The following is a 23238-nucleotide window of genomic DNA, read 5'->3' on the forward strand; positions in this document are numbered from 1 at the left end:
TTCCGTTCTCCGCGTTTCATACTTCACACCGTGAATTCCCCAGTAAACAACAGCGCCACCGGCTGCTTCAAGCCATGCATCATGCGCACGGCGTTCTTGATCTTTGTGTCAATCTCGTCGTCATTCCTCAAAATCTCGTGCTCGATGCCGAGCGCTTGCAGCTGCGGCACCATGTGCGTGCCATAGTGAGAATAAAGAAAGGTGCTGCGCCGGTCCTCCATGCTGCCGATGTAGCTGACCAGCAGCAGCATTGGCACCCCGTAGCGCTCACCCAGCGTGAGCAGGTTGTACGATGAGACGAAGAGTCCGGTTCCTTCCATGTACACCGCCGGCTGCTTGCCGCCCAGGGAAGCACCAGCGGCGATGCCGACTGCTTCGGCCTCGCTGGCAACCGGCACGAGTGTAAAGGAATTGTCCTTCTTGAGCACAGAAAGTATTTCACTCAAACGTGTCTCCGGTAAGTATGTTACAAAGTCGATAGCCGCTGCTTTGAGCGCGGCGACGAGTTTCTCCGCAGATTCAGGCTTCATGGTTGTTGAGCAGGGTAGGAACTAAAAGCCCAATGCGCAACCCCCCTTGCGCGGATCGGAACCGCCGATGAAGGCGCCGGATTCGGGATGGATCATGATCATATGCGCGCCGCCGAAGCTTTCGGGATTGCCGCCGACGACCTGGTGACCGCGGCGGGTTAGCTCGTCTTTCACGGGCTGTGGTACTGCCGGTTCCAAGCCGACTTTCGTTGCTTCGATGTGGTTAAAGCGCGCGGAAGAGATCGCCTGTTGCGGTGTCATGCCGTGATCGATGAGATTGGAAATGATCTGCGTCTGCACCTGCGGCTGCACATGGCCGCCTTTTAGACCTAGCGCAGCGTAAGGCTTGCCGTCCTTGAACATGAGTCCGGGCATCAGCGTATGCACGCAGCGCTTGTGCGGCGCGATGCAGTTGGGATGATTTTCATCGAGGGAAAACAGATGGCCGCGGTTCTGCAGGATGATTGCGGTCTCAGGCTCGACCACGCAGGAACCAAAACCCATGAAGTTGCTTTGAATGAACGACACTAGATTACCTTGGCTGTCCGCCACGGCCATGTACTCGGTGTCCGTTCCACTTGGCGCATTCGGATACGCGGCGGCCGCTTTGTTCATATCGATGAGCGAGCGTAACTTCTGTGCGCGCTTGCTTGCGAATAGATCAGCGACCGCCACTTTCATAGAGTCGCGGTCTGCCAAATGGCGATCGCGATCGGCAAACGCCAATTTTTTCGCCTCTATCATCGCGTGCAGCGCATCCGCGGAGTTCGGTCCCATCGATCTTAAGTCGAAGCCTTCGAGAATCTTGAGCACCTCCAGCGTAACAAACCCCTGCGTCGTGGGTGGCATCTGGTAGATTTCAAAGCCGCGATAGTTGGCGTCGATCGGTTCGACCCAGTCGGAGCGATGCTCGGCAAAGTCTTTAAGCGTTAACAAACCACCGAGCTTTTCCGAGTGGCGCACGATCCGCTTGGCGACATCGCCCTTGTAATAATAGTCTGCGCCATCAGCGGCGATCCGCTTCAGCGTTGCCGCCATGCGCGGGTTGCGAAATAGCTCACCCGCTTTCGGCGCGCGGCCATTGATCAAATAATTGGTCGCGCCGCCTTCGTCGGGTTTCAGCCGCGCTTCCGATTCTTTCCACTGCTCAGAGGTCAACTCGGCGACTGGAAATCCTTCTTCCGCGTGGCGAATCGCCGCCTGCAACACATCACGCAATTTCATCGACCCATGCGAATCCAACAAGGCCTGCCAACCATGGACAGCACCGGGGACGGTGACGGAATAAATGCCGCGCTGCGGCATCTCCTTGAAGCCACTTCTACGGCAGACCTCCAAGTTCGCCGCATAGGGCGAGCGCCCGCTGGCGTCGAGCGCTATGATCTTTTTTTCTCTGGCGGAATAGAAAAGACAAAACGCATCGCTGCCGATGCCAATCGAAGAAGGCTCGACCACACCGAGCACCGCCGCCGTGGCGATCGCCGCGTCGATGGCGTTGCCACCGCCCATTAGAACGTCTACGCCGGCCAAAGTCGCCAGCGGCTGGCTGGAAGCGACCATGCCGTTCTTGGCTATAACCGAAAAATTTTCAGCCATAGAAATCAAAAAGAAGGGCGCAATGAATTACGCCCCGACAAAATCAAACGGAAGAACCTACCGTTCCAGAACCTTGAACATTGAACGGCGAGCAGCGCGCTCCATTACGCCGCCGCCGATTCCTCGATGCGCGCCATGGCCGTCGCCAACGCGCTGCGATAGGCGCGATCGACGGCAAGACTATCTTGCGCCGCGCGAATCACTGCCTGAGCCGTTATCTCATCGACGATGTACTTGTCATAAATTGGCTCGAACATATCCGAGTGATCTTCATCGGCGACCATGTGGACTTTGGTGTTGATGTCGAGTCCTTCGATCGTTCCGCCTTGGTCTGCCACGCGTTTGTGCGCGAAGCGCGCCGTGAAACCGCCGCCCTTGACGATGGCCGGGTTGTTTTTTCTTTCAGTGATGTGATTGACTGTCAGCGCTTCGATCCAGGATCGAGTGGTCGCCAGATACATCCAGGCCATTAACGCTGCGCGCACACCCGGCAGCAACGAGGCTTCCGCCGCGGCGACGGCCATTTGTTCGTCGGTAAGATGGGCCGACCCCATGCGCTTGTCGAAGATTAATTCGTCTTTTTCATGCTCCCAGATCGCCCGCTTGACGTCGAGCGGCGCGAACGACGCGGCTGTCGCCCAACCATCGCGCCGGCTTTTGATATAGTGCGGATAATGCATGTCCCAGATCGCCTGGCGCGCCGGGGTTAGCTTGACGCTAAAGAGTTGCTTGTACTCCGGCGTCTCGAAATGTTTGTTCACCATGGTATTTAGTTCTTCACGAACTTTGGGCCAAAGACTCATTGGTACCTCCCGAATCATCGTTCCATCTTTATAACGGAATTTTTTCCTGCGCCAGGGCGATCCCCTTGCGGTACATGGCGTTAAACGCGAGCGAATCTTTAGCGGCCTGAATGACCGCTGCTTCTTTGGCGCCGGTTACGTGTTCCGCGATAAACGGCAAAAACATATCGCTGTGCTTCTCATCCGCCTGGCTATGCGCCTGCATGTTGGGGATCTGCTTCCAGCTAAAGCCCATGTCCTCCATCCATTTTTTTGCCATTCGTGTCGATTGGCCGCCGCCCAGGTCGCCGAGCAAACGATCGTCGTTGCACCATTCTGTGATCGTCATGCCGGTGAGTGACTCCACCCACGGCATTTCACTGGTCATCCACGACCAGGCGTAGAGCGCCGCGCGGGTTTCCGGCGTCGGCTCCGCGTTGAGAATATCGTCCGGCTCCAAATCCACCGATTTGCCTTGGCGAATAATCAGATGCAAATGGCCGTAGTCGGAGTAGTCGTCGCGGATGATTTCTTCGTACTCATGCTCAAGAATGCGTTGCTTCACACCCATCACCGGACAAGCCGCCGATACATGGGCCCAACACTCGCGCCGATGGCGCACGAACAGGCTTTGCTGTTTGACCATCACGGCGGCCCTGGGCTTGTTCATCTTGATGGAAAAATAAAAATCCATCTCGGGTGAACGCATATAATCGCGCACCAGCTCGCCGAGACACTCGCGCCACTGTTTTTCGGTCATGACTTTGCTCGCTTGTAAAGTTTATCGGTGAAGCCGTCGCGGGCTAGCCGATCGACGATGGAGTTATCGAACAGATTGCTCTTTGCTGCGCCCTTGGAGCCAACCATTTCCAAGACCGTGTCCACCGCCGCAGGATCGACGCGCGGTGTGGCGTCGAGATATCTTGTGACGAATTCGTAGTGGCCCTCGGCGCTGCCGCCACGCGCACCCATGTATTTTTCGAGAAGTTTGAGCGCCTGCGGCTTGCGAGTTTTCAACGCCGCGATGCCTTCAATATACGCTGCGACAATCGCTTCCACCGATTTCGGCGAGCGTTTTAGATAGTCGTTGCTGACGGTGAGCAAATTCATCGAAAAAGGAATTCCTAACTCCGCCGCGTCCACGAGCATCTTTGCCTGCGGCCCGGGCGCCTGTGACGACACCCGCCCTTCCGCCTGTCGCGCTCGAAAACCTAAATCGGCCTCGACCACGCCGCCAAACTGGCGCAGTTCGGTTTTGCCTTCGAGATTGAGCTTGCGCAAAATCAATCGCGTCACGAAATCGCTGGTGGAACCGAAGCGCGTGATCGCCAAAGTTTTGCCCGCCAACTGGTCGGCGCGCTGAATTTCCGGCTGCACCCAGAGCTGCATGCCGGGCCGGCTGGTGTTGCTGCCGACGGCGATCATCGGCGCGCCTTTGAGCGCCGCTGCGACCACCGCGTTGCTCGCACCCAGCGCCGCCTGCACGCTGCCGCCGACTAAGGCTTGAATCGCCGTGGCGCCGGAGCTGATGTAGACCAGCTCGGCGTTCAGGCCATGGCGCTCGAACGCGCCAATTTCTTTCGCCATCCAGACACCGGACATGCTCGGGCTGATGGCGGCGTAGGCGAAGGCGATTTTTTCTCGGGGAGGTTCGGCGGCGTAAACGAGACAAGGGTAAATGATCGCTGTGATCAGTACCAGACAGCTACGACTCGAAAAGAAACTCCGGTAGTTCCCTAGCCCTCTGGGAGAGGGTAAGGGTGAGGGCGATTCGAAGCGCGACGACTCAGCCACCTTGTGCCCTTACCTCAGTGCTCTCCCAGAGGGAGAGGAAGTAAGACGCCGCTCGCAATGCATTTGTCTTTTGCTGCTTCATCAAGCCGCTCAACAAACTACCCCCGACAACCGTCACTCCACCGCCAACATCGCATCCGCCAACCCCGCTTGATACACCCGGTACAACTCCTCGGATTCCTTCGCCGCCTGCAAAATCAATTGCTCATTCTCACTTTTGCCGTGCTCTTCCCACACCGGCAAAAACATATCGACGTGTCCTTTGTCCGCTTCGCGGTGCGCTTTCCAATTGGGCAGATCGTCCCAGGTAATTCCCAAATGATCGACCCAGCGCTGGCCCATGCGATAGGCGTGGCCGCCGCCGATGTCGCCAAGCAGCCTGTCATCCTGATTCCACTCGGTCATCGATATCGCCGACAAGCCTTCGAGCCAGTGTTTCTTTTTACAGATCCAGCCCCAGGAGTAGAGCGTCGCCGTGGTCGTGGGAAGCGGCTTGGCGTTTAGAATGTCGTCAGCGCCGAGACCGATACATTTGCCTTGGCGGATGATCAGGTCAAGGTGGCCATGCTCGGAGTGCTGATCGCGGATCATCTCTTCATACTCATGAGCGAGAATCTTCTGCTTGATTGCCAAGACCGGCGTGTTGCCTGAGACAAACGCCCAGCAATCGCGCCGGTGGCGCACGTAGAGCGAGAGCTGCTGCAAAATTATTTGCGCTCGGGGTATAGTAATCGGTATGGAGAAGTAACGCTCCAACTCCGGTGAAATCATTGTTTCCCGCGCCAGGCCGCCGAAAGTATCGGCCCAACTTTTAGCGGCCATTTGGTTGTTCTCCTCCTCTAACCGGATCAGCTACTTCTCTCACGGCCATGGCCACGCGAGATTTTTTCTTGCCTCGCGCAGTTGTGTATAATCCACGAGGTCGCTGACGCTTGGCTTCTTTTCTATCTTCTCCCGGGCGTTAATCATGTCCGCGGTCAGCAGAACCCCGCGATCATCCACTTCGCCATTTCGACTATAAGATTTTAACGCCAAGTCATAGGTCAGAGATGCAATTTTCTTGTCAAGCTTGAGCCAATTCTCGATCACGTCTACGGTCCCGATCTTGTTTTCCAAGACGTAACGAAGACCTTTCATCGATCCCCGCAATATGCGCCTAACTTGTTCCGGGTTTTCCTTAACTTTCTTGACCGTAGTCGCAAGCCCGGAAAACGCCAGGCTTTCTACCACATCGGCGCCAGCGACAATCATTTTCAGGCCGGCCCTTTCACCTTGAATGACTCCCTGGGAACCGAGCAGCGCCGCTTGCACAATACCGCTTTCCAGCGCCTGGAGTCTTAAATCCTCTCCGCCGATGGGCCTGATCGTCACATCCGTCGATGGGTTCAGTCCGATGCCCTCCAAAAGCCGTAGAGTCAAGAGATGAGTCACGCTTCCCACGGCGCTGATCCCCACTACTTTACCTTTGAGCTCGCGTGCAGAGCTGATGCCCTTTGCGCCGACCAGGAAATCCATCGGCTTGGCGGCATAAAAACCGATAACGACCACCGGCAGCCCTTGCATCCTCGCCGAAATGCTCGCGGTCGACGTTGTCACATAGTCGACGCTACCAGCCGTGAGCGCGTGAATAATCACAGATATGTTCGTCCTCACAAAATCTGCTTGAAAATTTTCCTCCTCAAGAAAGCCCCTTTTTTGCGCGACAATCAGGGGCAAAAAACTCGTCGACGGACTCGGATAAGCGATGACAACTCGTTCAGCCTGTGCCGGGCTCGAGCCAAAATCGGTAACGAAAAAACAGGCCAGAAACCCTGACAATCGAGCGAGCCAAACATTCTTGCGGCGACGTGGCATGGGGGGCCTCCTTCTGTGGCATGACGCTGCACGAGCGGTAATTGTTCCTTTCGCATCCCTATGCCCAATAAGTTGTCCGGTCCAAAGGGATATGCTGCAAAACTTCACCGGGCACGTAATTTTCCAACTTGATCCGCAGCATGGCCTCATCTGGACACTTCGACACCGGTGAGAACGGCCGGTCCAGCGGCCGGGTGGCGTCGACGATCATGCAGGAAGTCTTGATGTAGTCGACCAGCGACGGGTCCAGCGTGTTGCCGCGAAAAATCGGCTGGGTAATCGAAATTTGCAGGTGCGGCTGCACCCGGGTTGCCAAGGCCCAGAGAATATCCGTTGGGTTAAACACGTCGATGTCTTCATCAAAAACAAAAACGTTTTTTGTGTGATCGATGGTCAAGGCCGCCGCGGCAGCTCGGCCGGCGTCTCCCTCCGACAACTTTTTCATCGAGATAAAAACATTGTAGTGCGCATGGCGACCAGCCTTACAGACCGCCGTCACTCCGGGAACGGCTTCACGAACCCGCCTGAGATAAGCTCCTTCTCTAGGCAGATCCATCCACGGCTTGTCACCTTCCGGAGTGATAACCGACTGACACATCGCGCCCTTGCGGTACGTGATCGCGCGCACCTCGTAGTGCGGCGACCGGATGTAGCTCTGCGGCCCCAGATAACCCGGCGCTTCTCCGAAGGGTCCTTCGACTATGCGTTTACCGGGGAGCAGCGCGCCTTCGACCACAACCTCGGCATCCGCCGGCACGAGTAAGCCGTCGCCCCAGGTTTCCGACGGTACGAGCCGCAAAGGTTCGCCAAGATAACCGCCGATCACTTCATATTCGTCGACTTCGAAGGCGCCGGTGTAACAGGCGCCCATGTTGAAGGCAGGATGGTGACCGAGAACCGTCGCCACCGGGCATTCGAGATTATTGTCTTCGTAGTCGCGGTAGATCTTCCACAGGTGGCGCGGCGACGCCGAACAACCGGTGGTGTTGCGCGACTTGATCTCCATGCGGTGATAGGAGCAATTGTGAATCCCCGATTTGCGGTCCCGGGTGACGGTGACCATGACAATGTAAGGCCCGCCGTCCATCTCGTGATGGCGCATCACCGGCAGGTCGAGGAGATCGACATCCGCGCCGACTTTGACGACTTCTTTAACCGGCGCCGATTTTTTATCGACAATGATCGGGGCAATGCGCCGTTCCTCCATCTTCAGACAAGCCTCGGCCATATCCGTACGACTCATCTCCTTTGGCAGTCCCAAGGCAATCTGGGTCTTGCGCTGGGAGATCTCGCAATTCATCACCATCTTGAGACCGTTGACTTTGCCATGCAGGTTCAAGGGATTTTCGAAGATCAAAATCGGAAATTTCTTCATCGCACCGAGGTGCTTGATGATCGCGGTTACATCGTAATGAGCAGGATCGACCTCCTTCGTGATGCGCACGACTTCGTTGGGAATTTCTCTTTGACAGTCCTCTAAGAAACTTCGCAAACTCTTCGGCATAGCTCCTCCCTATGTATGGGTAGTCCCCGTTACTTGATCATTCCCTCCTTTAGCCGCTTCAGTTCTGACTTAAACTAGCTCAACCGTTCCATCTCGCGGGCGATGCCGTGACGAAACATCACCAGCAATTGCATAGACTCTTTCGCCGCCTGATAGGCCTGGGCTTCCTTCTCCCCGGTGGCAAAATTTTCCAAATCGCCAAGGAACATGTCGCTATGCTCTTCATCTGCCTCTGCGTGCACGGCAAAATTGGGCATCTGCTCCCAGCCAAAGCCTAGATCGTCCATCCAGCGCTTGGCCATACGCCGGGACAGCCCGCCGCCCAAGTCCTGCAGCAAGCGGTCGTCGTTGGCCCATTCGGTGATCGTCAGTGACGCCAAACCTTCCAGCCAACTCTTCTCGCGCGTGATCCACGCCCAGGCGTAGAGAGTAGCCATGGTCGACGGCAGCGGCGGCACGTTCAGCACTTGCTCGGGCGACAAACCGAGGGCTTTCCCCTGGCGCACGATCAACTCCATGTGACCATGTTCGGTGTAGTTGTCTTTGATCACTTCGCCGTATTCATGCTGGAGAATTTTCTGCTTCACCGACATGTGCGGGCAGTTGCCCGACACATGGGCCCAGCAGTCGCGCCGGTGGTGAATGAACAAACCAAGCTGTGTGATTAACGCCTGCGCCCCGGGCTTGGTAATTTTGACTTTGAAATAGTGCTCCATCTCCGGCGTGCGCATAGCATCGCGCACCAGCTCGCCTAACTCTTTGCGCCACTCAGTTTGCTTCATATGCAGACTCGTCTACTGGATGGGCCTCGCGCAAAGCATGTCCTGAGCACGGTCGAAGGGGCGCAAAGATCGCAAAGTAAGATTCTCACCAAAATGCGGAGGGCGGGTCCTAGACCCGCCCCTACAAATGCCGACTCGTTTGCGCCATTGAAGCCTCGCCGCATCGCCTGGCGCACACGGCGCACCCTACAAAAATCTGTCGCTGCGTTTTTTGCGGCTATGCTTCTCTGCGGTTGCGGCTTCGGAGGGCGGGTCCGAGACCCACCCCTACAAAGATCGGATACGCTGTGCGCCATCTTTTTTCCCGAACTTTGCGCCCCTGCGCCTCTGCGCGAGATATTCCGAGCTAGATCGGCCAGCCGTGTTTCGAGACGTCGACGCGGTTGCCTTCGACGTCTTTGATCCAGCTCTCAGCGATCGCCCCGTAGGTGTTTTCTTCGGCTTTGGTGTTGGCGATCTTTTCGATTTCCTCCACGCTGTCAACCTTAAAACCAAAGTGATGAATGCCCCAAGGATATTTGTCGGTATGAATCAGCGCCAGGTCCATGTGACCGTCGGAAAGATAAATCGTACCGCCGGGACGGCGGTGCTTAATCTCCATGCCAAACACTTTCACGTAGTACTCAGCGGTCTCGTCAAGCTTTTCCACATTGATGGCGATATGTCTAATTCTAGGTTTTTCCATGGGATCCCCCTAATTTCTGATACGATGAACTCTAAATAGCAGTTAAACCTTCTAATAAGACAAGTTGTCGCATATGGCAGTGTCATCCTGAACGGAGGGAAGGAAATCGACCGAAGTTTCGAGAACGGACGAGATTCCTCGTCGCTGCGCTCCTCCGGATGACACACTTTTTACCAACGAACCAGCCCTCAATTGAGCGGTATCTTCTCCATCTCCCGCGCCACCCCTTCACGATACACGCCGAATAAATCCAACGACTCCTTCACTGCGTCGAGCGCCATCTGTTCTTTTTCACCGGTCGCATACTTCTCCAGAAACGGCAGGAACATATCGCTGTGCTCTTCGTCTGCCTGCGAGTGGACCACGAAGTTGGGCATGTCCTTCCAGGGGATGCCCATGTCATCAGTCCAGCGTTTGCCCATGCGGGTGGAGTGGCCACCGCCGACGTCCTTCAGTAAACGGTCGTCGTTGGTCCATTCGGTCACGGTCAAAGCGGACAAACCTTCGATCCAGTGCTTTGCGTGGGTCAACCAGGCCCAGGCGTAGAGCGTTGCCGTGGTCGTTGCAAGCGGTTTAGTTTCGACGACCTGCTGCCCTGTCAAGCCAAGCTTTTCGGCCTGCTTGATGATCAGATACAAATGGCCAAAATCGGAAAAATCATCTTTGATCACCTCGCCATACTCATGCTGCAAGATCGCCTGCTTGACACCCATCACCGGGCAGTTGGCCGACACATGGGCCCAGCAGTCGCGCCGGTGGCGGATGTAGAGCCCCAACTGCGTGATCATAAGCTGCGCCCGCGCTTTGTTCATCTTGACCGAGAAATAATGTTCCACCTCGGGGGAGCGCATGTGATCGCGCACCATCTCGCCGATCGCTGTGCGCCATTCGGGTACCTGCATAAAGGTCCTCCTTATTTATAGAGGCTGTCGAAAAACTTTTCTTGTACGAGACGATCGATGATCGCGTTATCGTAGAATCTGGCTGGAGCTATATCCGATTTGCCTTCCCATGCCAACACGGTTTGGATGGCGGCTGGATCGACCCGTGGCACCCGTTCCAGGTAGCGTGCCGCGTATTCGTAGGAGTCCTCGACGTCGGTTTTGCGTAAATACTTTCGGATGATTTCTACAGCGACTTCTTTGCGCCGCATGATCGTCGCGACACCGTCGCTGTAGGCCTTTAGCATGCCCTCTACGACTTTCGGTGAAGTCTTTAGATAGTCGCGGTTGACACCGAACAAGTCCATGGGAAAGGGAATCTTGAGCTCGGCAAGATCCGCCAACGCATGCGCCTTGGGATCGGGCTTGACCGAGCGCACCGCGCCTTGTATCAGCCCTGCGCGAAACGAAGCATCGGTTTCCGGCGCGCCGCCGAGGGCTTGCAACTTGACCTTGTCCTTGAGGCCGATTCTTTCGAGAGCGACGAGTGTTAGATAGTGAGTGGTCGAGCCATGACGCGAAATGCCGAGCACTTTCCCTTGCAACTGCTCGGGCCGCTTGATGTCGGGCTGTACCCACAATGTCATCGCTGCGAGATTCGCTACCGAGCCAACGGAAACGAGTGGCGCGCCTTGAAGCGTGGCCGCGATCACCGCGTTGCCGGCGCCGCCCACCACTTCGACTTCTCCCCCTACCATCGCCTGGACGGCGACGCTACCGGAGCCAATGTAAAGCAGCTCGCCGCGCACGCCGTATTTTTCGAAGGCGCCGGTCTCTTTGGCGACCCACAGGCCGGCGAAGATCGAGCTGATCGAAGAGTAGGCTATGCGCACCCGCGGGAGTTGTGGCGCGGCAGCGTGTGAGGATGAGACGGACAGCCACAAACAAATAATGGCCAAGACAGTAGTTTTCTTCATGGTCTCCCCGTGCGCCGAATATTCTAACCGCGAACTTATTGTCGAGTTCCGATTCCGCCTTTGGAAAATCGCCATTTCAAAGGGGGATGTCTGGACTACGGCTTCTTGTACAACCGCTCGACAAACCCTTCGCGCGCCATCTTATCGGTAATCGTCGCGTCGGCAAAGGTTTCGAACGGGACGCCCTTCTTGCCCGCGAATTCCAAAATCGTCGCCATCGCCTCCGGCTCGGCGCGCGGCATGCGGTCGAGGAATTTGGCCGAGTCTTGATAATGATCCTCGATGTGTCTGGGATCGGTGAGACGAGAATATTTCGCAATCACTTTTAGCGTTCGCTCTTTTTGCAGGTTCATTGCCGCCACGCCCTCGGCGTAGGCGCGCACCATGCCTTCGACTTTGTCGGGATGACGCCGGTAAAAATCCTTCGACACTGGCAGACTGTTCATCGAATAAGGAATGCCCATATCGATCAGATTGAGCAGAATCTTAGCCGGCGCGCTAGCCGTCGGTCGTAAATCCGAAGTCACCGCCCCGGCAATGACCTTCTGTGCATAGGCGGCGCCTACTTCCGTTGTGCCCCCGAGTTGGCGCACCTGGACCGCACCCTCCAGCCCGTAGCGACGCAAGACGATGCGGGTGAGATTATCGGTGATCGAACCAAAGCGGGTGACGCCCAGTGTCTTGCCGCGCAGGTCTTCCATTCGGTTGATATCGGGCTGGACGAACAAGCGATGATAAGGCCGGTCGGCTGTGGCGCCGACGCCGATGATCGGCGCGCCGCTCAAGATCGCGTTGACCAGCGCATTGGTGGCTGCCACGCCGCCATGGAGATCACCGCCGATCAGCGCTTGCACCACCACCGGTCCCGAGGAGATGAAAATCAGATCGGCATCGATGCCATATTTCTGATAGGCGCCGCTCTCTTTGGCCATCCACACGCCCGTCGCCATGGACGACAGCGACGAATAGGCGATCTTTAGTTTCATCGGCTGCGCGCCCACCGGCGCGCTGCACGCGATCGATATGACGAAAAGCAGAAAAACTATTGCTGCGTGACCCATCTCACCCCCCGCCCAAGCCGCTGCCGAGTATCTCCACGCCCTCGGTTTTTTGGATGTAGCCGGCGAACTGATATTTGTTCTCGCGCGGGTCGGGTACCCGTTTGGATTTCTTCGGGCCGTCGGTGTCGAGCGGCTCGACGCGGGCCCGGATGAAATGCGGTCCATTACTCGATAGCGCTACTTGGAGTTTGCTCCGAAACGTCGCGACATCTTCGATGGTGCAGGCGCTCTCGATGCCGCAGCCTTTAGCGACCGCTTCTAAATTCATTTTTCCCGCTGTGGCCGTCGGCATGCCCGGCTCGTCTTTGTGACTGCCAAGATAATTCTGGTTGTCCATGAGCACGATAGTCAAATTCTTCGGCGCCTCGTTGGCAATTGTCCCGAGCACGCCCAGGTTCAAGGTGAGATTGCCGTCGGAATCGACGGCGACAATTTTACGATTGGGCAGCGCCAGCGAGAGTCCCAGCGCCGTAGAACTGCACATCCCCATCGTTAGATGAAAGAGATTGGCCTCACGTTCTTTTAGTTGCCCCCAGAAGCCGCTGTTGTTGCCGATGCTAGTCAACACCAGCACATCGTCAGGCACGATGGACGATAATTCTTTCAGTAAAGTAAAGCGAGTTACCATAAAGCCTCCTCGTTGAGCAGGACGGCGACAGGTTTGAGCCACGCGCGCGCCGACTCATTGCAATCCTTGATCGTGCGAACAATGTCTTCTGAGCGGCTGACGATGCGATAAGGAATATCCATCGCTTTGAGCCCAGGCTCGGTGGTCTTCTTGTAGAGCCCAAGCCAGCGCGGGTCGCCAATGTCGCCGCGATAGGGGATTACGACGAGCACGGGCACCTCGTGCAGCAGGTTGATGCGCGCCAGATGATAGGTCGCGACCAGCAGCCCGGAAGTCGCCAGGATCAAAGCCGGCTTCTTGCCGCCGAACCAGGCACCGAAACCGATACCGGTCGCCTCGGCTTCGTTGGCCGCGCCGACATAGTGAATATCGCGGTCCTCGGCGAGCATCTTGTAGACTTCGATAAACTGGGCGTCGGGCACACCGGCAGCGAAATCGATGCCGGCCTCCTTGAGCCCGCGAATGACCAGCTGGGCTTTCTCCGGTTTCATCCTTCCTCCTTCACGCGAAAGTCATTTTTCACCACGAAGACACGAAGTACACGAAGTTCGGAGCAGACTATTTTGATTTTCTTCTCTTGTCTTCATGCCCTTCGTGCCTTCGTGGTGAATATTTCCTCGGCGATCTTGGCGTCCTTTGCGCGGCTCAAGTTCCTTCGCTTCGCTCAGGGCAAGCTTTGCGGTTATTTCCTCCGAGCATTTCACCGCGCTGGCAGTGGCTGGGTCGTGCCGAACAATTTGTAAAAATCGATGGTTTCCGGATCGCGGGGCAGCTCTTTGATCGCCTTGTCGTTGGCTTCAGGCAAGAGCGGCGTGGCTTCTTCGCCTGTTAACTTTAAATACTCGGCGAGAAATTCGCGGTCGGCGTAAATTTTGCGCATCGCTTCGCGCAGGATATCGGCGCGGTCTTTGGCCGTGCCGGGAGGGAGAATGAACGGCGAGCCGGCGAGCCGAAAGTTGCGGTGCAGCGCCAAGAGCTTGCGCTCCCGGTCCGATTTCACGAAGCTGTCGAGCTCGGGCAGCTGGGCGAAGCGCGGATGTTTGTCGCCGCGGGGAATTTCGATGATGCTGTGAAAGTCCATTAACCCTTTGTCGAGAAACTCCGGGTTTTGCTTGACGAGACTGCTGGCCACGCCGGCGCCGGCGTCGAGCTCGCCATTCAATATGGCGACGTCCAACTCGGGCGACGAATAGCCGACGACGAACTTGGGCTCCTTCAAACCGTGAATGTAAGCGAACAGCCGCCCGGTTAAATAAACCGGGTGGCCGACGGTCTGCGCGCCGATGCGCAAACCCGAGTGCGCCCGCAGTTTGTCTAAGTTGCCGAGACCCAGCTTGCGGTGGGTGAAGAACACATAATGCGACTCGCTGATTGGCGAGCCCAGATAGATAAACTTGTCGAGATCGTATTGCACCCCGGCTTCGCCCAGGATCGCCGACGAGATCATGCCGCTCGGCACGCTGCCGATCACCAGTCCATCGGCGCGCGCGCCGCGAAACAGATGATTCGCGGCTTTGGTGCCGCCGGCGCCGGGCATGAACTCGATGACCACGGTGGGATTGCCCGGCACATACTTCCTGAGATAGTTCGCCACCGATCGGGTGCGCGCCTCGCCGACGCCGCCAGGCGCGCTGCCGCGAATGATGGTGATGGTTTTCCCCTGGAAGAATGGCGCCTGGGGAAACGCAAAGGCCGGAAAAAGGAGACTGCTCACCACGAAGGAAAGAAAAGAAAAAAAACAACTTCTTTTCCGAACTTCGTGTGCTGCGTGTCCTTCGTGGTGAAGGCTCCTAGCGCTTTTGATCCTGCCGCTCATTGGCAGCCTCCTTGATCGCTCGCCAAACTTTTTCCGGCGTCAGCGGGAGCGACTTGACGCGTGCGCCGGTGCTCCAAAAAACCGCATTGGCAATGGCCGGTGCCACGGGAATAATCCCGCCTTCGCCCAAACCTTTGGCGCCGTAGGGCCCTGGCCCGTTGGCGTCTTCGATGAGAATCGATTCGAATTCATCTGGCACGTCGTCGAAGGTCGGCACTTTGTAGTCGACGAGTGACGAATTAATAATCTGCCCGCCGTCCCATTGATACGCTTCGTAAAACGTGTGGCCGATGCCCATCATCGCCGAGCCTTCGTCTTGTCCTTCGCATTGTAATGGATGAATCGCCTTGCCGGCGTCGGCGGCGGTGACATATTTCTCGACGTGGACTTTGCCGGTCTCTTCGTCGACTTTGACTTCGACGGCGCCGATGCCGATCTCCCAAAAGAGGGGATTGGCCGGCGTCGGCGCCATGCCGCTGTGGGCGTAGCCGGTGCCGACCAGCTCGCCGCCCTGGTCGGCGAAGTGTTTGTTGATCAACGCGCCGTAGGTCACTTTCTTGCCGCCCGCGATGGCTTCGCCGTTTTCCAAAGTGATGGCGTCTTCGGGGCACTCGAAATGTTCCATGGCTAGTTCGACAATCTGCCGGCGTGCGTCGCTGCCGGCCAGTTCCACCGCTTTCCCCATGACGGTCGTCGAGCGGCTCGAACCTGTAGATCGATCGAAGGGCGTGAACGCGGTATCGATGGGACGGATGGTCACGCGATCGAGCGGCACGCGCAATTCTTCGGCGATGATCTGGCTCATGATCGTCTTGGCGCCCTGACCCAGCTCTGCGGTGCCGCACATGAAGGTCACGCTGCCGTCGGCCAGCACATGCACCGTCGAAGTGGACGCCAGCGGCGCCCCCGGATCGGTGGTGCCAAAGCCGCAGCCGCGGCCGTGGCCCTCTTTCGAGCGCGCGCCGTCCCAGCCGAGCTTGTCGGTGACCAATTTGAATCCCTTCGCGAGATCCGCGTCGAGCGGCTTGTAGCCCGGGCGCAGCTCTTCGTCTTTCTTCACGAGGTTTTTGCGCCGCAGCTCGACGGGGTCGATGCCAAGCTTGTTTGCGATGATGTCCATTTGCGACTCGGTGGCCCAAGAAGTCTGCGGTCCGCCGATGGAGCGAAACGACGCGGCAGAAACCGTGTTGGTGTAAACGCAATAGGAATTAAGTTTCAGATTGGGATAGCGATAGGGCCCAAGAATGCGCGTCAGTGTGCGCCCGGTCACCGTCGGCCCAGTCTCGGCGTAGGCGCCGGTGTTGAGATACATCTCCGCCTCTTTTGCCACCAGCGTGCCGTCCTTCTTCACGCCGGTTCTAACGCGGCACTTGAGCGCATGGCGCCGGCAGGTGGCCATCGCCTCGGCGACGGAAGTCACGACGCGCACCGGCCGCTTGGCTTTGCGTGCCAGCGCCGCCACCAGCGGCTCGATCTTGCCGCCCGACTTGCTGCCGTAGGCGCCGCCGACGAAGTTGGTGTGCACGCGAATTCTTGACAGCGGCATGTGAAAGACCTGGGCGACGTCGGCGCGCACGCCAAACGGATGGCCGGTCGAGGTCCAGACCGTGATGCCGTCGCTGTCGAACTGGGCGATCGCAGTGTGCGGCTCCATCGAGTAGTGGTAGATCATCGGGAACTCAAATTCGTCTTCGACGATCAAATCCGACTCGGCGAAACCTTTTTCGACGTCGCCTTTGTTCAATTGATGATGGGCGCAAATATTTTTCTCGGCGAAGTCATGCAGCCGAGGCGCGCCGTTGGCCATCGCTTCGTCGACCGTGATGACTGCCGGCAGCTCTTCATAGTCGACGTGAATCTTGGTCAACGCCTCTGCGGCCGTCGCTCGATCTGCTGCCGCGACGGCCGCCACGGGCTGCCCCGCGAAGATCACGCGGCCGGTGGCGATGATCGGCTGGTCTTTGTTTTTGCCGCGCCCCATATAGTGGCCGATATCGTCCAAATCTTTGCTAGTCAGCACGGCGACGACACCGGGCAGCGCTTCTGCTTCGCGCGTGTCAATCGAGCGAATACGCGCATGGGCGTAGGGGCTGCGGAGAAATTTTCCTTCCAACGCGCCGGGAACAATGAGATCGGCGACGTATTTGGCGCCGCCGGTGACTTTCGCGACACCGTCAACACGGGGCACCGATTGGCCGACGATCGTGAACGTGGTGGTCATGGAGAAATCCTTTTGGTCGATTCCATCGCCCGTGAGGACGAAGACATTCCCTGCTTATGCTGGTGATTGGTACCTGTCAAGGAGATTTTCTGCGTACTTGAGCATTGCTATTTGCGGTGCCATCATCGCTCAGTGATTATTTCTATTTTGCGCAAGGGTTGGCTTCGGTCGCGCGTGCTGACGCTCATCTTTTTTCTGTTATGTATTGGCTGCGCTGGCCAGGCCCCGGTGGGCGCAGCGGTTCCGCAGCGGCTCGTCGAGTTGGTGCCCACCGACGTCGATGGCACAGACAGCGAGCGGCGCGACTTTGGCAAAATGCGGTTGTTGAGCGCTTATGAGCTCCGCTCCAAGGATCGCCGCTTCGGCGGATTATCCGGTCTGTCCATCGGCGCGGACGGCTTTCTATACGCCGTTTCCGACCGGGGCTATTGGCTCTCGGCGCGGATGGTTTTGAATTCCACCGGAAAGTTGGCCGATCTTGTCGATTGGCAAATCGAGCCCTTATTGTCTCCCCAAGGAGCAGCCGTGACGGATGCATGGACCGACGCCGAGGCGCTGACTCGAACGGCCGACGGTTCGTTTATCGTTGCCTTTGAGCAGAGGCACCGGCTGTGGCGCTATCCGGGGCCAGCCAAAGCGTTCGCATCGGCACCCACGACAATCTCGTTGCCAGAGGCGATCTCTCAAGCGCCGATCAACGGCGGTATGGAATGTCTCGCGGCGTTGCCTGATGATCGTTTGTTGACTCTTACCGAAGAGTTGAAGAATCCGGATGGCAGCTTTGCCGGCTGGGTCCAGGAAAACGGACGCTTTGAGCGGCTGGCCTATTTCCCTGCGAGCGGGTATCGCGTCGCCGATTGCGCCGCGCTCCGCAATGGCGATCTGATCGTCCTTGAACGGCGCTTCACGCTGATCACCTTTTGGGGGGCGCGGCTGACCCTGGTGCCCGCGCAGCAGTTGCGCGGTGGAGCGAAACTCAGAGGTGTTGAGCTACTCAGGCTGGAATCGCCGCTCTTCGCGGATAATTTTGAGGGGGTTGCTGTGCAGGAAATAAACGACGGCACCGCCGTCTATATGGTCTCGGACGACAACTACCATTCGCTGCAGCGCACGCTGATCTATCAATTTCTCCTGCCGAAAACCCATGCTCATGGTCCCCAGCAATAGTCGATTTCAGGTAATCCCATGAAACAAGAAGCTGCTGAAATTATTTTTAGCGCCGACGCACTACGAGATTTCTCGACCCAAGTCTTCGTGCATTTCGGTGTGCCGCGTGCCGACGCAGAGCTGGCTGCCGACGTCTTGGCCAGAAGCGATCTACGCGGCATCGACTCCCACGGCGTGGCGCGGCTGCACACCTATTTTGAAATGCTGGAATTGGGACGTATCAATCCCAAACCGAAAATCAAAATCATCCGCGAAAAGGCCAGCGTTGCCAGCGTCGACGGCGACAACGGCTTAGGCTTGGTCGTCGGTCCGAAAGCGAACGAGATTGCCATGGACAAAGCCGAGCAGCACGGCTCGGGCTGGGTCAGCGTGTCGAATACCAACCATTTCGGCATCGCCGGCTACTATCCTTTGAAAGCCTTGGAGCGCGACTTAATCGGCTGGGCGATGACCAACACAACGAAACTCGTCGCGCCGCTCTGGGGCGCCGAGAGAATGCTCGGCACAAATCCGCTTGCCATCGCCTTTCCCGGTTTGAAGGAACCGCCCATCGTCATCGATATGGCCACCAGCGCCGTCGCCTACGGCAAGATCGAAATCGCACTGAGAAAAAATGAACCGGTGCCCAAAGGTTGGATCGTCGACAAACATGGTGCCGACACGACCGATCCAAAACACATGATCGACGGCGGCGCGCAACTGCCGCTGGGGTCAGAAAGAGAAATGGGCGGCCACAAAGGCTACGGCCTGGCATCCATGGTCGACATCCTCTGCTGCGTGTTGAGCGGCGCCAACTGGGGACCCTTTGCGCCGCCGTTTGCGCTGCGCCAAGAAATCCCCGAGCGCAGCGTCGGCAAAGGCATCGGCCACTTCTTCGGCGCGATGGAGATCGACGGCTTCATCGATAAAGACGAATTCAAACGACAGATCGATGACTGGATTCAGGTTTTTAGAAAGACGAAGCCCGCGCCAGGAACAAGCGGCCCGCTCATCCCCGGCGATCCGGAACGAGAAGCCGAAGCGATCCGCAGCAAGGAAGGGATACCACTCTTGAAGCCGGTGGTGGATGATTTGCTGGATATTTCGAAGAAGACCGGGGTGCGGTTGGAGATGAAGTGAGAAAGGTATTCATCAGAATTTCTCCGGCGTCGGATGGCGAAGTTTCTCCCGATGCAATTGTGCCGCAGTCTGCGGCACAAGTTATTTCGACTTCAAAAGTGCAACCACGGTTGCACAATTTCACAGCCAAGGATTTGGTCGAATGTTTCCAAGTAGGCTCACTTGGCAGCATCTTACCTACCCTGGAATGTGGCAGTCACTGACTGCCACATTTCCTAGCCCGCCGTGCGCCTTGACCCGGTCAAATCACGTAATCGCAAATCGCCTGCGGATTCTAAACGCTTGTGTCCCGCCTCGCGTTTACGCATCTGGCAGCATTGATCGCAGTCGAGGAGAAAGTGCGGACACCGTCCGCACAATTCGGAAGGGCCATCGAAAAGTTGTTCAACAACCTCTCGTGCAACGGCGGAAAAATCTCGCGGCGGCGGGTTGAGACTATAAAGTCAGGACTTAAAAAATTAACCCTTCGCTGACCCTAGTCCGTAACCAACAACCAGCGTTCCGCGTAGTCAACTCCGTAAGTACGTCCCGGTTGGGGTTCCCCTCGGGAGAGGCGACTCCTTTTCCGTAGTCTAAGCAAGATTACAAGGCTGGATCTCAGCTGCCTCACGCAAGCGTCTCTTCACCCAGCTCTCTTACCGCGGTGGAAGCGCGTCCGGGCCGGCGATTTTTTGAAACAGCTCCGCAATCTCGCGCTCCCGCGGCAACTCCCTGATGGCCGTTTCCATTCCCTCAGGTAGAAGCGGTGCAGCGTCGTCACCCGTTAGCTTCTTGTACTCCTTGTGGAACTCCGGATCTCGAAGTGTCTTGCGAAACGCCTCCCGCAAAGTCTCCGCCCTCTCCTGGGGTGTGCCCGGCGGGAGAATGTACGGTGTGCCTACCAGGCGAAAGGCGCGAAACATTGCCAGTGCTTTGCTCTCCTTGTCGCTCCGGGCAAATCTCTCGACCTCTGGCAGCGACGCGAAGCGGGGGTGGGGGTGCTTATCCCCCTTGGGAATTTCGAGAATGGCGTGGACGTGAACCTGGCCCTTGGTCAGTAGCTCGGCATTTCGCTGCAGCACCGTATCGGCGATGTTAGCGCGCGAGTCAATCTCTCCGCGCTGCAGATTCACGTCGAGTTCTACTCCGGAGCAGCCGGTCACGAATCGTGGGTCCTTGAGCCCGATGAGCCAGGCAAAGAACCGACCGGTTATGTAAACGAAATGGCCTACTGCGTGGGCGCGCAGTTTCTCTATTGAGTTGAGGCCAAGTTCGCCGCGGGTCACGAAAACGTAATGGCTTGAGGCGTTGGAGGCGCCCAAGTAGATGAACTTGTCGAGATCGTACTGCACCCCAGTCTGCCCCAGGACGGCACTAGTGACGATGCCTCCCACGTTGGCGACGGTGAGACCGTCCGGGCGGGCCGAAGCGAAAAGATAGTTGCCCGCTTTGCGCCCGCCGGCCCCTGGCATGTACTCCAACAAGATGTTCGGGTTGCCGGGAATGTGCTTGCGCAAAAAGGGGACTACCGCCTTGACGCGCATGTCCCCCGTTCCTCCAGCTTCCCCGCCTTGGATCAGAGTGATCGTTTTACCTTGGTAGAAAGGTGCCTGGCCACGGACGTCGCGGCCAAGCAAAAGAGTCAGAAGAATGCCTCCCACAAGCAGACAGGTTTTGAATTTCATTTGCCCTCCCGCAGGATGCGCTGAGTTCTATTCTTCGAACCTTCTCTTTGTCAAACTCCACGAAGAGATCAGAACGCCTTCTGCCCGCGAAAACGAGCGACGGTTTTTTCCCAGATCATGCACGCACGGGATTTCCTCATCACCGAAACGATTGGAATGAGCGTAGCGATGGAACTACTGGAACCGCTTGTGCCAGAAATGGCGCCAGGCTTTAATTGTTTGCTTGTTGGATAGGAGGCGACACGAATATCAAATAAGCAAAGCCTGGCATGTACTCCGCGGTACAAAAAAAGAAAGCCCCAGGATTCCGGGGCTTTCTTTTTTTACGCTGCTCACGGGCTATTACTTCTGAATCGGGCGGAACTTCGGTAGGCTGATCTCGGGCGTGACGTCGTCCCAGGCGACTTCAACGCGCATGCCGATCTTGACTTCTTTCGGATCGATGCCGACCACGTTGGTGTGCATGCGCACGCCCTCGTCCAGCTCGACGATGGCGAGCACGTAGGGCACGTCGCCGGCGAACGACGGGTGGGCCGGCTGGTAGGAGATCGAGCAAGCGTAGATCCAACCCTTCCCGGTAGACTCGACCCACTCCAGCGTGCCGACACCGAAACACTCAGGCCCAGGGCAGATGTCGCGCGGGTAGAACACGCGCGTCCCACATGCGCTGCAGCGTTGGTAGGTGAGGCGATGCTCCTTGGCGGCATTCCAGAATGGCTGGCTGACATGGGATGGTGTAGGAAGAGGCTTTTTGTATTCGCTCGTAGTGGCCATCTCGGTGACTCCTTGGTTAGGGGCTTTTCAGGTTTACGGACGCTTCGCCAGCGGGCACTACAGTGCCGCGTCGCTCGCGAGCAATAGCGCCGACTGCTGGGAGAAGGTGCCGCCGGAGCCGGTCACGTAGATCAAATCGGTGGGACCCGGCACCTGGTGCGCGCCGGCGTCGCGACGGATCTGGCGCACCGCCTCGGTGACTTGGGCACAACCCCCCGCGGTTGACGCCTGGCCATAGGAAAGCTGACCGCCGTGCGTGTTCAGTGGCTTATCGCCTTTAAAGGTCAAATCATGCTCCTGCACCCAGTCGGCAGCGGTGCCCTTCGGGCAGAAGCCGGACTCTTCCAGCTCACACATCACGGTGATGGTGAATGAGTCGTAAATCTCCATGACCTGGACATCGGACGGGCCGTAGCCCGCCATGGCGAACGCTCTGCGCGCGGCCCGGCCCACTGGAGAAATGGTGATCTCACCGACGTGCGTCAAGTTGCCGCGCGACACGCCGTTGGCGCCGCCGAGCACGTAGGCTGGCTTATGGCGCATACCGCGCGCGATGTCCGCCCGGGTCACGACGAACGCGCACGCCCCGGCGCAGGGCATGACGCATTCCAAGAGATGCAGCGGATCGGCGACGATGCGCGACTTAATCACGTCATCGACGGTGATCGGAGTGTCGTGCCAGATGGCCATCGGATTGTGGTTGGCGTTGTAGCGCAGGTCGACGCTGATCTTGGCGCGCTTCTCGACGGTAGCGCCGTACAGCTTCTCGTAGCGCTTGGCGATCATGGCGTACCAGCCATTGGCCCCCACGGTTGGGCCGAAGGGTACGGCGAACTCAGAGGTAGCCGTGTCGGTGCCACCTGGCCCGGCTGGGCGTCGCGGCCGCGAGCCGTCGATCGCCGCACTCATGCCGCAGAGCACATAGTCACACAAGCCGGCGTTGATGTAGGCCGCCGCCTGCAGCGCCATCGTGACGCCCGCCGCGCCTTGGGCATCGCAGCCGGTGGCGAAGGTTGGGAAGATGCCCATGTATTCGGCCATCTTTGTGTTGTAGCCGCTGCCGGTGGGCGTCATGCCCTCTTCCAGGATCATCCCGTCGATGTCGGCTTTCATCAGCCCAGCATCTTGAATCGCCAGATACGCCGCCTCGGCCAGCAAGCTCATCGCATCGCGGCCCGGCCGCGTGCGCTCTGGCTTTAGCTCACCAATTCCGACGATCGCGGCCGCGCCGCGCATGTTGTCGCTCATATCCGCTCCTCAGCTCGTAAGAAGATAATTTGCCGGCTCTTTGCGCCAGCGTCGGCATTCTTTCATTGCCTGTTCGCGGTAGTCAAGGGAAAAAAGGGTCGATAAGGTGGTCGCAGACGCTGCTACGGGTGCGCTCTCGCCCGCGCGATCGCCAC

Annotated in this window: 22 protein-coding genes; 2 read left to right on the forward strand and 20 right to left on the reverse strand. The window is 57.7% G+C overall.

What is annotated here, in order from left to right; genetic code table 11:
* Positions 1 to 23 precede the first annotated feature (23 nt).
* From FJ145_08375 to FJ145_08455, 17 genes are all read right to left on the reverse strand, one after another.
* On the reverse strand, positions 24 to 530 hold the full coding sequence (locus tag FJ145_08375; GenBank protein MBM4261432.1) for a hypothetical protein: 507 nt from the start codon (positions 528 to 530) through the stop codon (positions 24 to 26).
* Between the two features lie 21 nt (positions 531 to 551).
* The gene (gene ggt, locus FJ145_08380; GenBank protein ID MBM4261433.1) at positions 552 to 2126 is read right to left on the reverse strand and encodes a gamma-glutamyltransferase; all 1575 of its coding nucleotides are present in this window, start codon (positions 2124 to 2126) and stop codon (positions 552 to 554) included.
* Between the two features lie 104 nt (positions 2127 to 2230).
* The gene (locus FJ145_08385; GenBank protein MBM4261434.1) at positions 2231 to 2929 is read right to left on the reverse strand and encodes a hypothetical protein; all 699 of its coding nucleotides are present in this window, start codon (positions 2927 to 2929) and stop codon (positions 2231 to 2233) included.
* Between the two features lie 28 nt (positions 2930 to 2957).
* Positions 2958 to 3668, reverse strand: coding sequence for an iron-containing redox enzyme family protein (locus FJ145_08390; protein MBM4261435.1), 711 nt, complete (start codon positions 3666 to 3668; stop codon positions 2958 to 2960).
* Positions 3665 to 4702 (reverse strand): ABC transporter substrate-binding protein, encoded by a 1038-nt coding sequence (locus FJ145_08395; GenBank protein MBM4261436.1) that lies wholly within the window; start codon positions 4700 to 4702, stop codon positions 3665 to 3667. Before FJ145_08395 ends, FJ145_08390 begins: the two co-directional genes overlap by 4 nt.
* 114 nt (positions 4703 to 4816) lie before the next feature.
* Complete coding sequence (locus FJ145_08400; GenBank protein ID MBM4261437.1) at positions 4817 to 5524, reverse strand: hypothetical protein; 708 nt, start codon at positions 5522 to 5524, stop codon at positions 4817 to 4819.
* Positions 5525 to 5563: 39 nt separating this feature from the next.
* Positions 5564 to 6706, reverse strand: a complete 1143-nt coding sequence (locus tag FJ145_08405) for an ABC transporter substrate-binding protein (protein MBM4261438.1) — start codon at positions 6704 to 6706, stop codon at positions 5564 to 5566.
* Positions 6615 to 8060 (reverse strand): UbiD family decarboxylase, encoded by a 1446-nt coding sequence (locus FJ145_08410; GenBank protein ID MBM4261439.1) that lies wholly within the window; start codon positions 8058 to 8060, stop codon positions 6615 to 6617. The genes FJ145_08405 and FJ145_08410 overlap by 92 nt, the downstream gene beginning before the upstream one ends.
* A gap of 74 nt (positions 8061 to 8134) precedes the next feature.
* Complete coding sequence (locus FJ145_08415; protein MBM4261440.1) at positions 8135 to 8842, reverse strand: hypothetical protein; 708 nt, start codon at positions 8840 to 8842, stop codon at positions 8135 to 8137.
* A gap of 346 nt (positions 8843 to 9188) precedes the next feature.
* The gene (locus FJ145_08420; protein ID MBM4261441.1) at positions 9189 to 9527 is read right to left on the reverse strand and encodes a VOC family protein; all 339 of its coding nucleotides are present in this window, start codon (positions 9525 to 9527) and stop codon (positions 9189 to 9191) included.
* Positions 9528 to 9715: 188 nt separating this feature from the next.
* Positions 9716 to 10429, reverse strand: coding sequence for a hypothetical protein (locus FJ145_08425; GenBank protein ID MBM4261442.1), 714 nt, complete (start codon positions 10427 to 10429; stop codon positions 9716 to 9718).
* Positions 10430 to 10440: 11 nt separating this feature from the next.
* Entirely contained in the window at positions 10441 to 11460 is a 1020-nt protein-coding gene (locus tag FJ145_08430; GenBank protein ID MBM4261443.1) for an ABC transporter substrate-binding protein, read from the reverse strand.
* Positions 11461 to 11480: 20 nt separating this feature from the next.
* Positions 11481 to 12611, reverse strand: coding sequence for an ABC transporter substrate-binding protein (locus tag FJ145_08435; protein ID MBM4261444.1), 1131 nt, complete (start codon positions 12609 to 12611; stop codon positions 11481 to 11483).
* Positions 12448 to 13074, reverse strand: a complete 627-nt coding sequence (locus tag FJ145_08440) for a hypothetical protein (protein ID MBM4261445.1) — start codon at positions 13072 to 13074, stop codon at positions 12448 to 12450. Before FJ145_08440 ends, FJ145_08435 begins: the two co-directional genes overlap by 164 nt.
* On the reverse strand, positions 13068 to 13565 hold the full coding sequence (locus FJ145_08445; protein ID MBM4261446.1) for a hypothetical protein: 498 nt from the start codon (positions 13563 to 13565) through the stop codon (positions 13068 to 13070). The genes FJ145_08440 and FJ145_08445 overlap by 7 nt, the downstream gene beginning before the upstream one ends.
* 209 nt (positions 13566 to 13774) lie before the next feature.
* Positions 13775 to 14788 (reverse strand): hypothetical protein, encoded by a 1014-nt coding sequence (locus FJ145_08450; GenBank protein ID MBM4261447.1) that lies wholly within the window; start codon positions 14786 to 14788, stop codon positions 13775 to 13777.
* Between the two features lie 76 nt (positions 14789 to 14864).
* A complete protein-coding gene (locus FJ145_08455; protein MBM4261448.1) occupies positions 14865 to 17111 on the reverse strand; it encodes a xanthine dehydrogenase family protein molybdopterin-binding subunit in 2247 nt (748 codons plus the stop codon).
* A 174-nt stretch (positions 17112 to 17285) separates the two neighbouring features.
* Here FJ145_08455 and FJ145_08460 point away from each other — a divergent pair, with 174 nt between their 5' ends.
* Together FJ145_08460 and FJ145_08465 are read left to right on the forward strand one after the other, a co-directional pair.
* A complete protein-coding gene (locus tag FJ145_08460; protein MBM4261449.1) occupies positions 17286 to 18278 on the forward strand; it encodes a hypothetical protein in 993 nt (330 codons plus the stop codon).
* A gap of 18 nt (positions 18279 to 18296) precedes the next feature.
* Complete coding sequence (locus FJ145_08465; protein ID MBM4261450.1) at positions 18297 to 19397, forward strand: Ldh family oxidoreductase; 1101 nt, start codon at positions 18297 to 18299, stop codon at positions 19395 to 19397.
* A gap of 635 nt (positions 19398 to 20032) precedes the next feature.
* Here FJ145_08465 and FJ145_08470 read toward each other — a convergent pair.
* The 3 genes from FJ145_08470 to FJ145_08480 all read right to left on the reverse strand — a co-directional run bounded on the left by FJ145_08470 (position 20033) and on the right by FJ145_08480 (position 23083).
* The gene (locus FJ145_08470) at positions 20033 to 21061 is read right to left on the reverse strand and encodes a hypothetical protein (GenBank protein ID MBM4261451.1); all 1029 of its coding nucleotides are present in this window, start codon (positions 21059 to 21061) and stop codon (positions 20033 to 20035) included.
* 342 nt (positions 21062 to 21403) lie between these two features.
* Positions 21404 to 21835: a Zn-ribbon domain-containing OB-fold protein gene (locus FJ145_08475; GenBank protein MBM4261452.1), complete on the reverse strand. Its 432-nt coding sequence runs from the start codon at positions 21833 to 21835 to the stop codon at positions 21404 to 21406.
* A 57-nt stretch (positions 21836 to 21892) separates the two neighbouring features.
* Positions 21893 to 23083, reverse strand: a complete 1191-nt coding sequence (locus tag FJ145_08480) for a thiolase family protein (protein ID MBM4261453.1) — start codon at positions 23081 to 23083, stop codon at positions 21893 to 21895.
* Positions 23084 to 23238 lie beyond the last annotated feature (155 nt).

The organism is Deltaproteobacteria bacterium, from assembly GCA_016874755.1.
GTDB lineage: Bacteria > Desulfobacterota > Binatia > UBA9968 > UBA9968 > DP-20.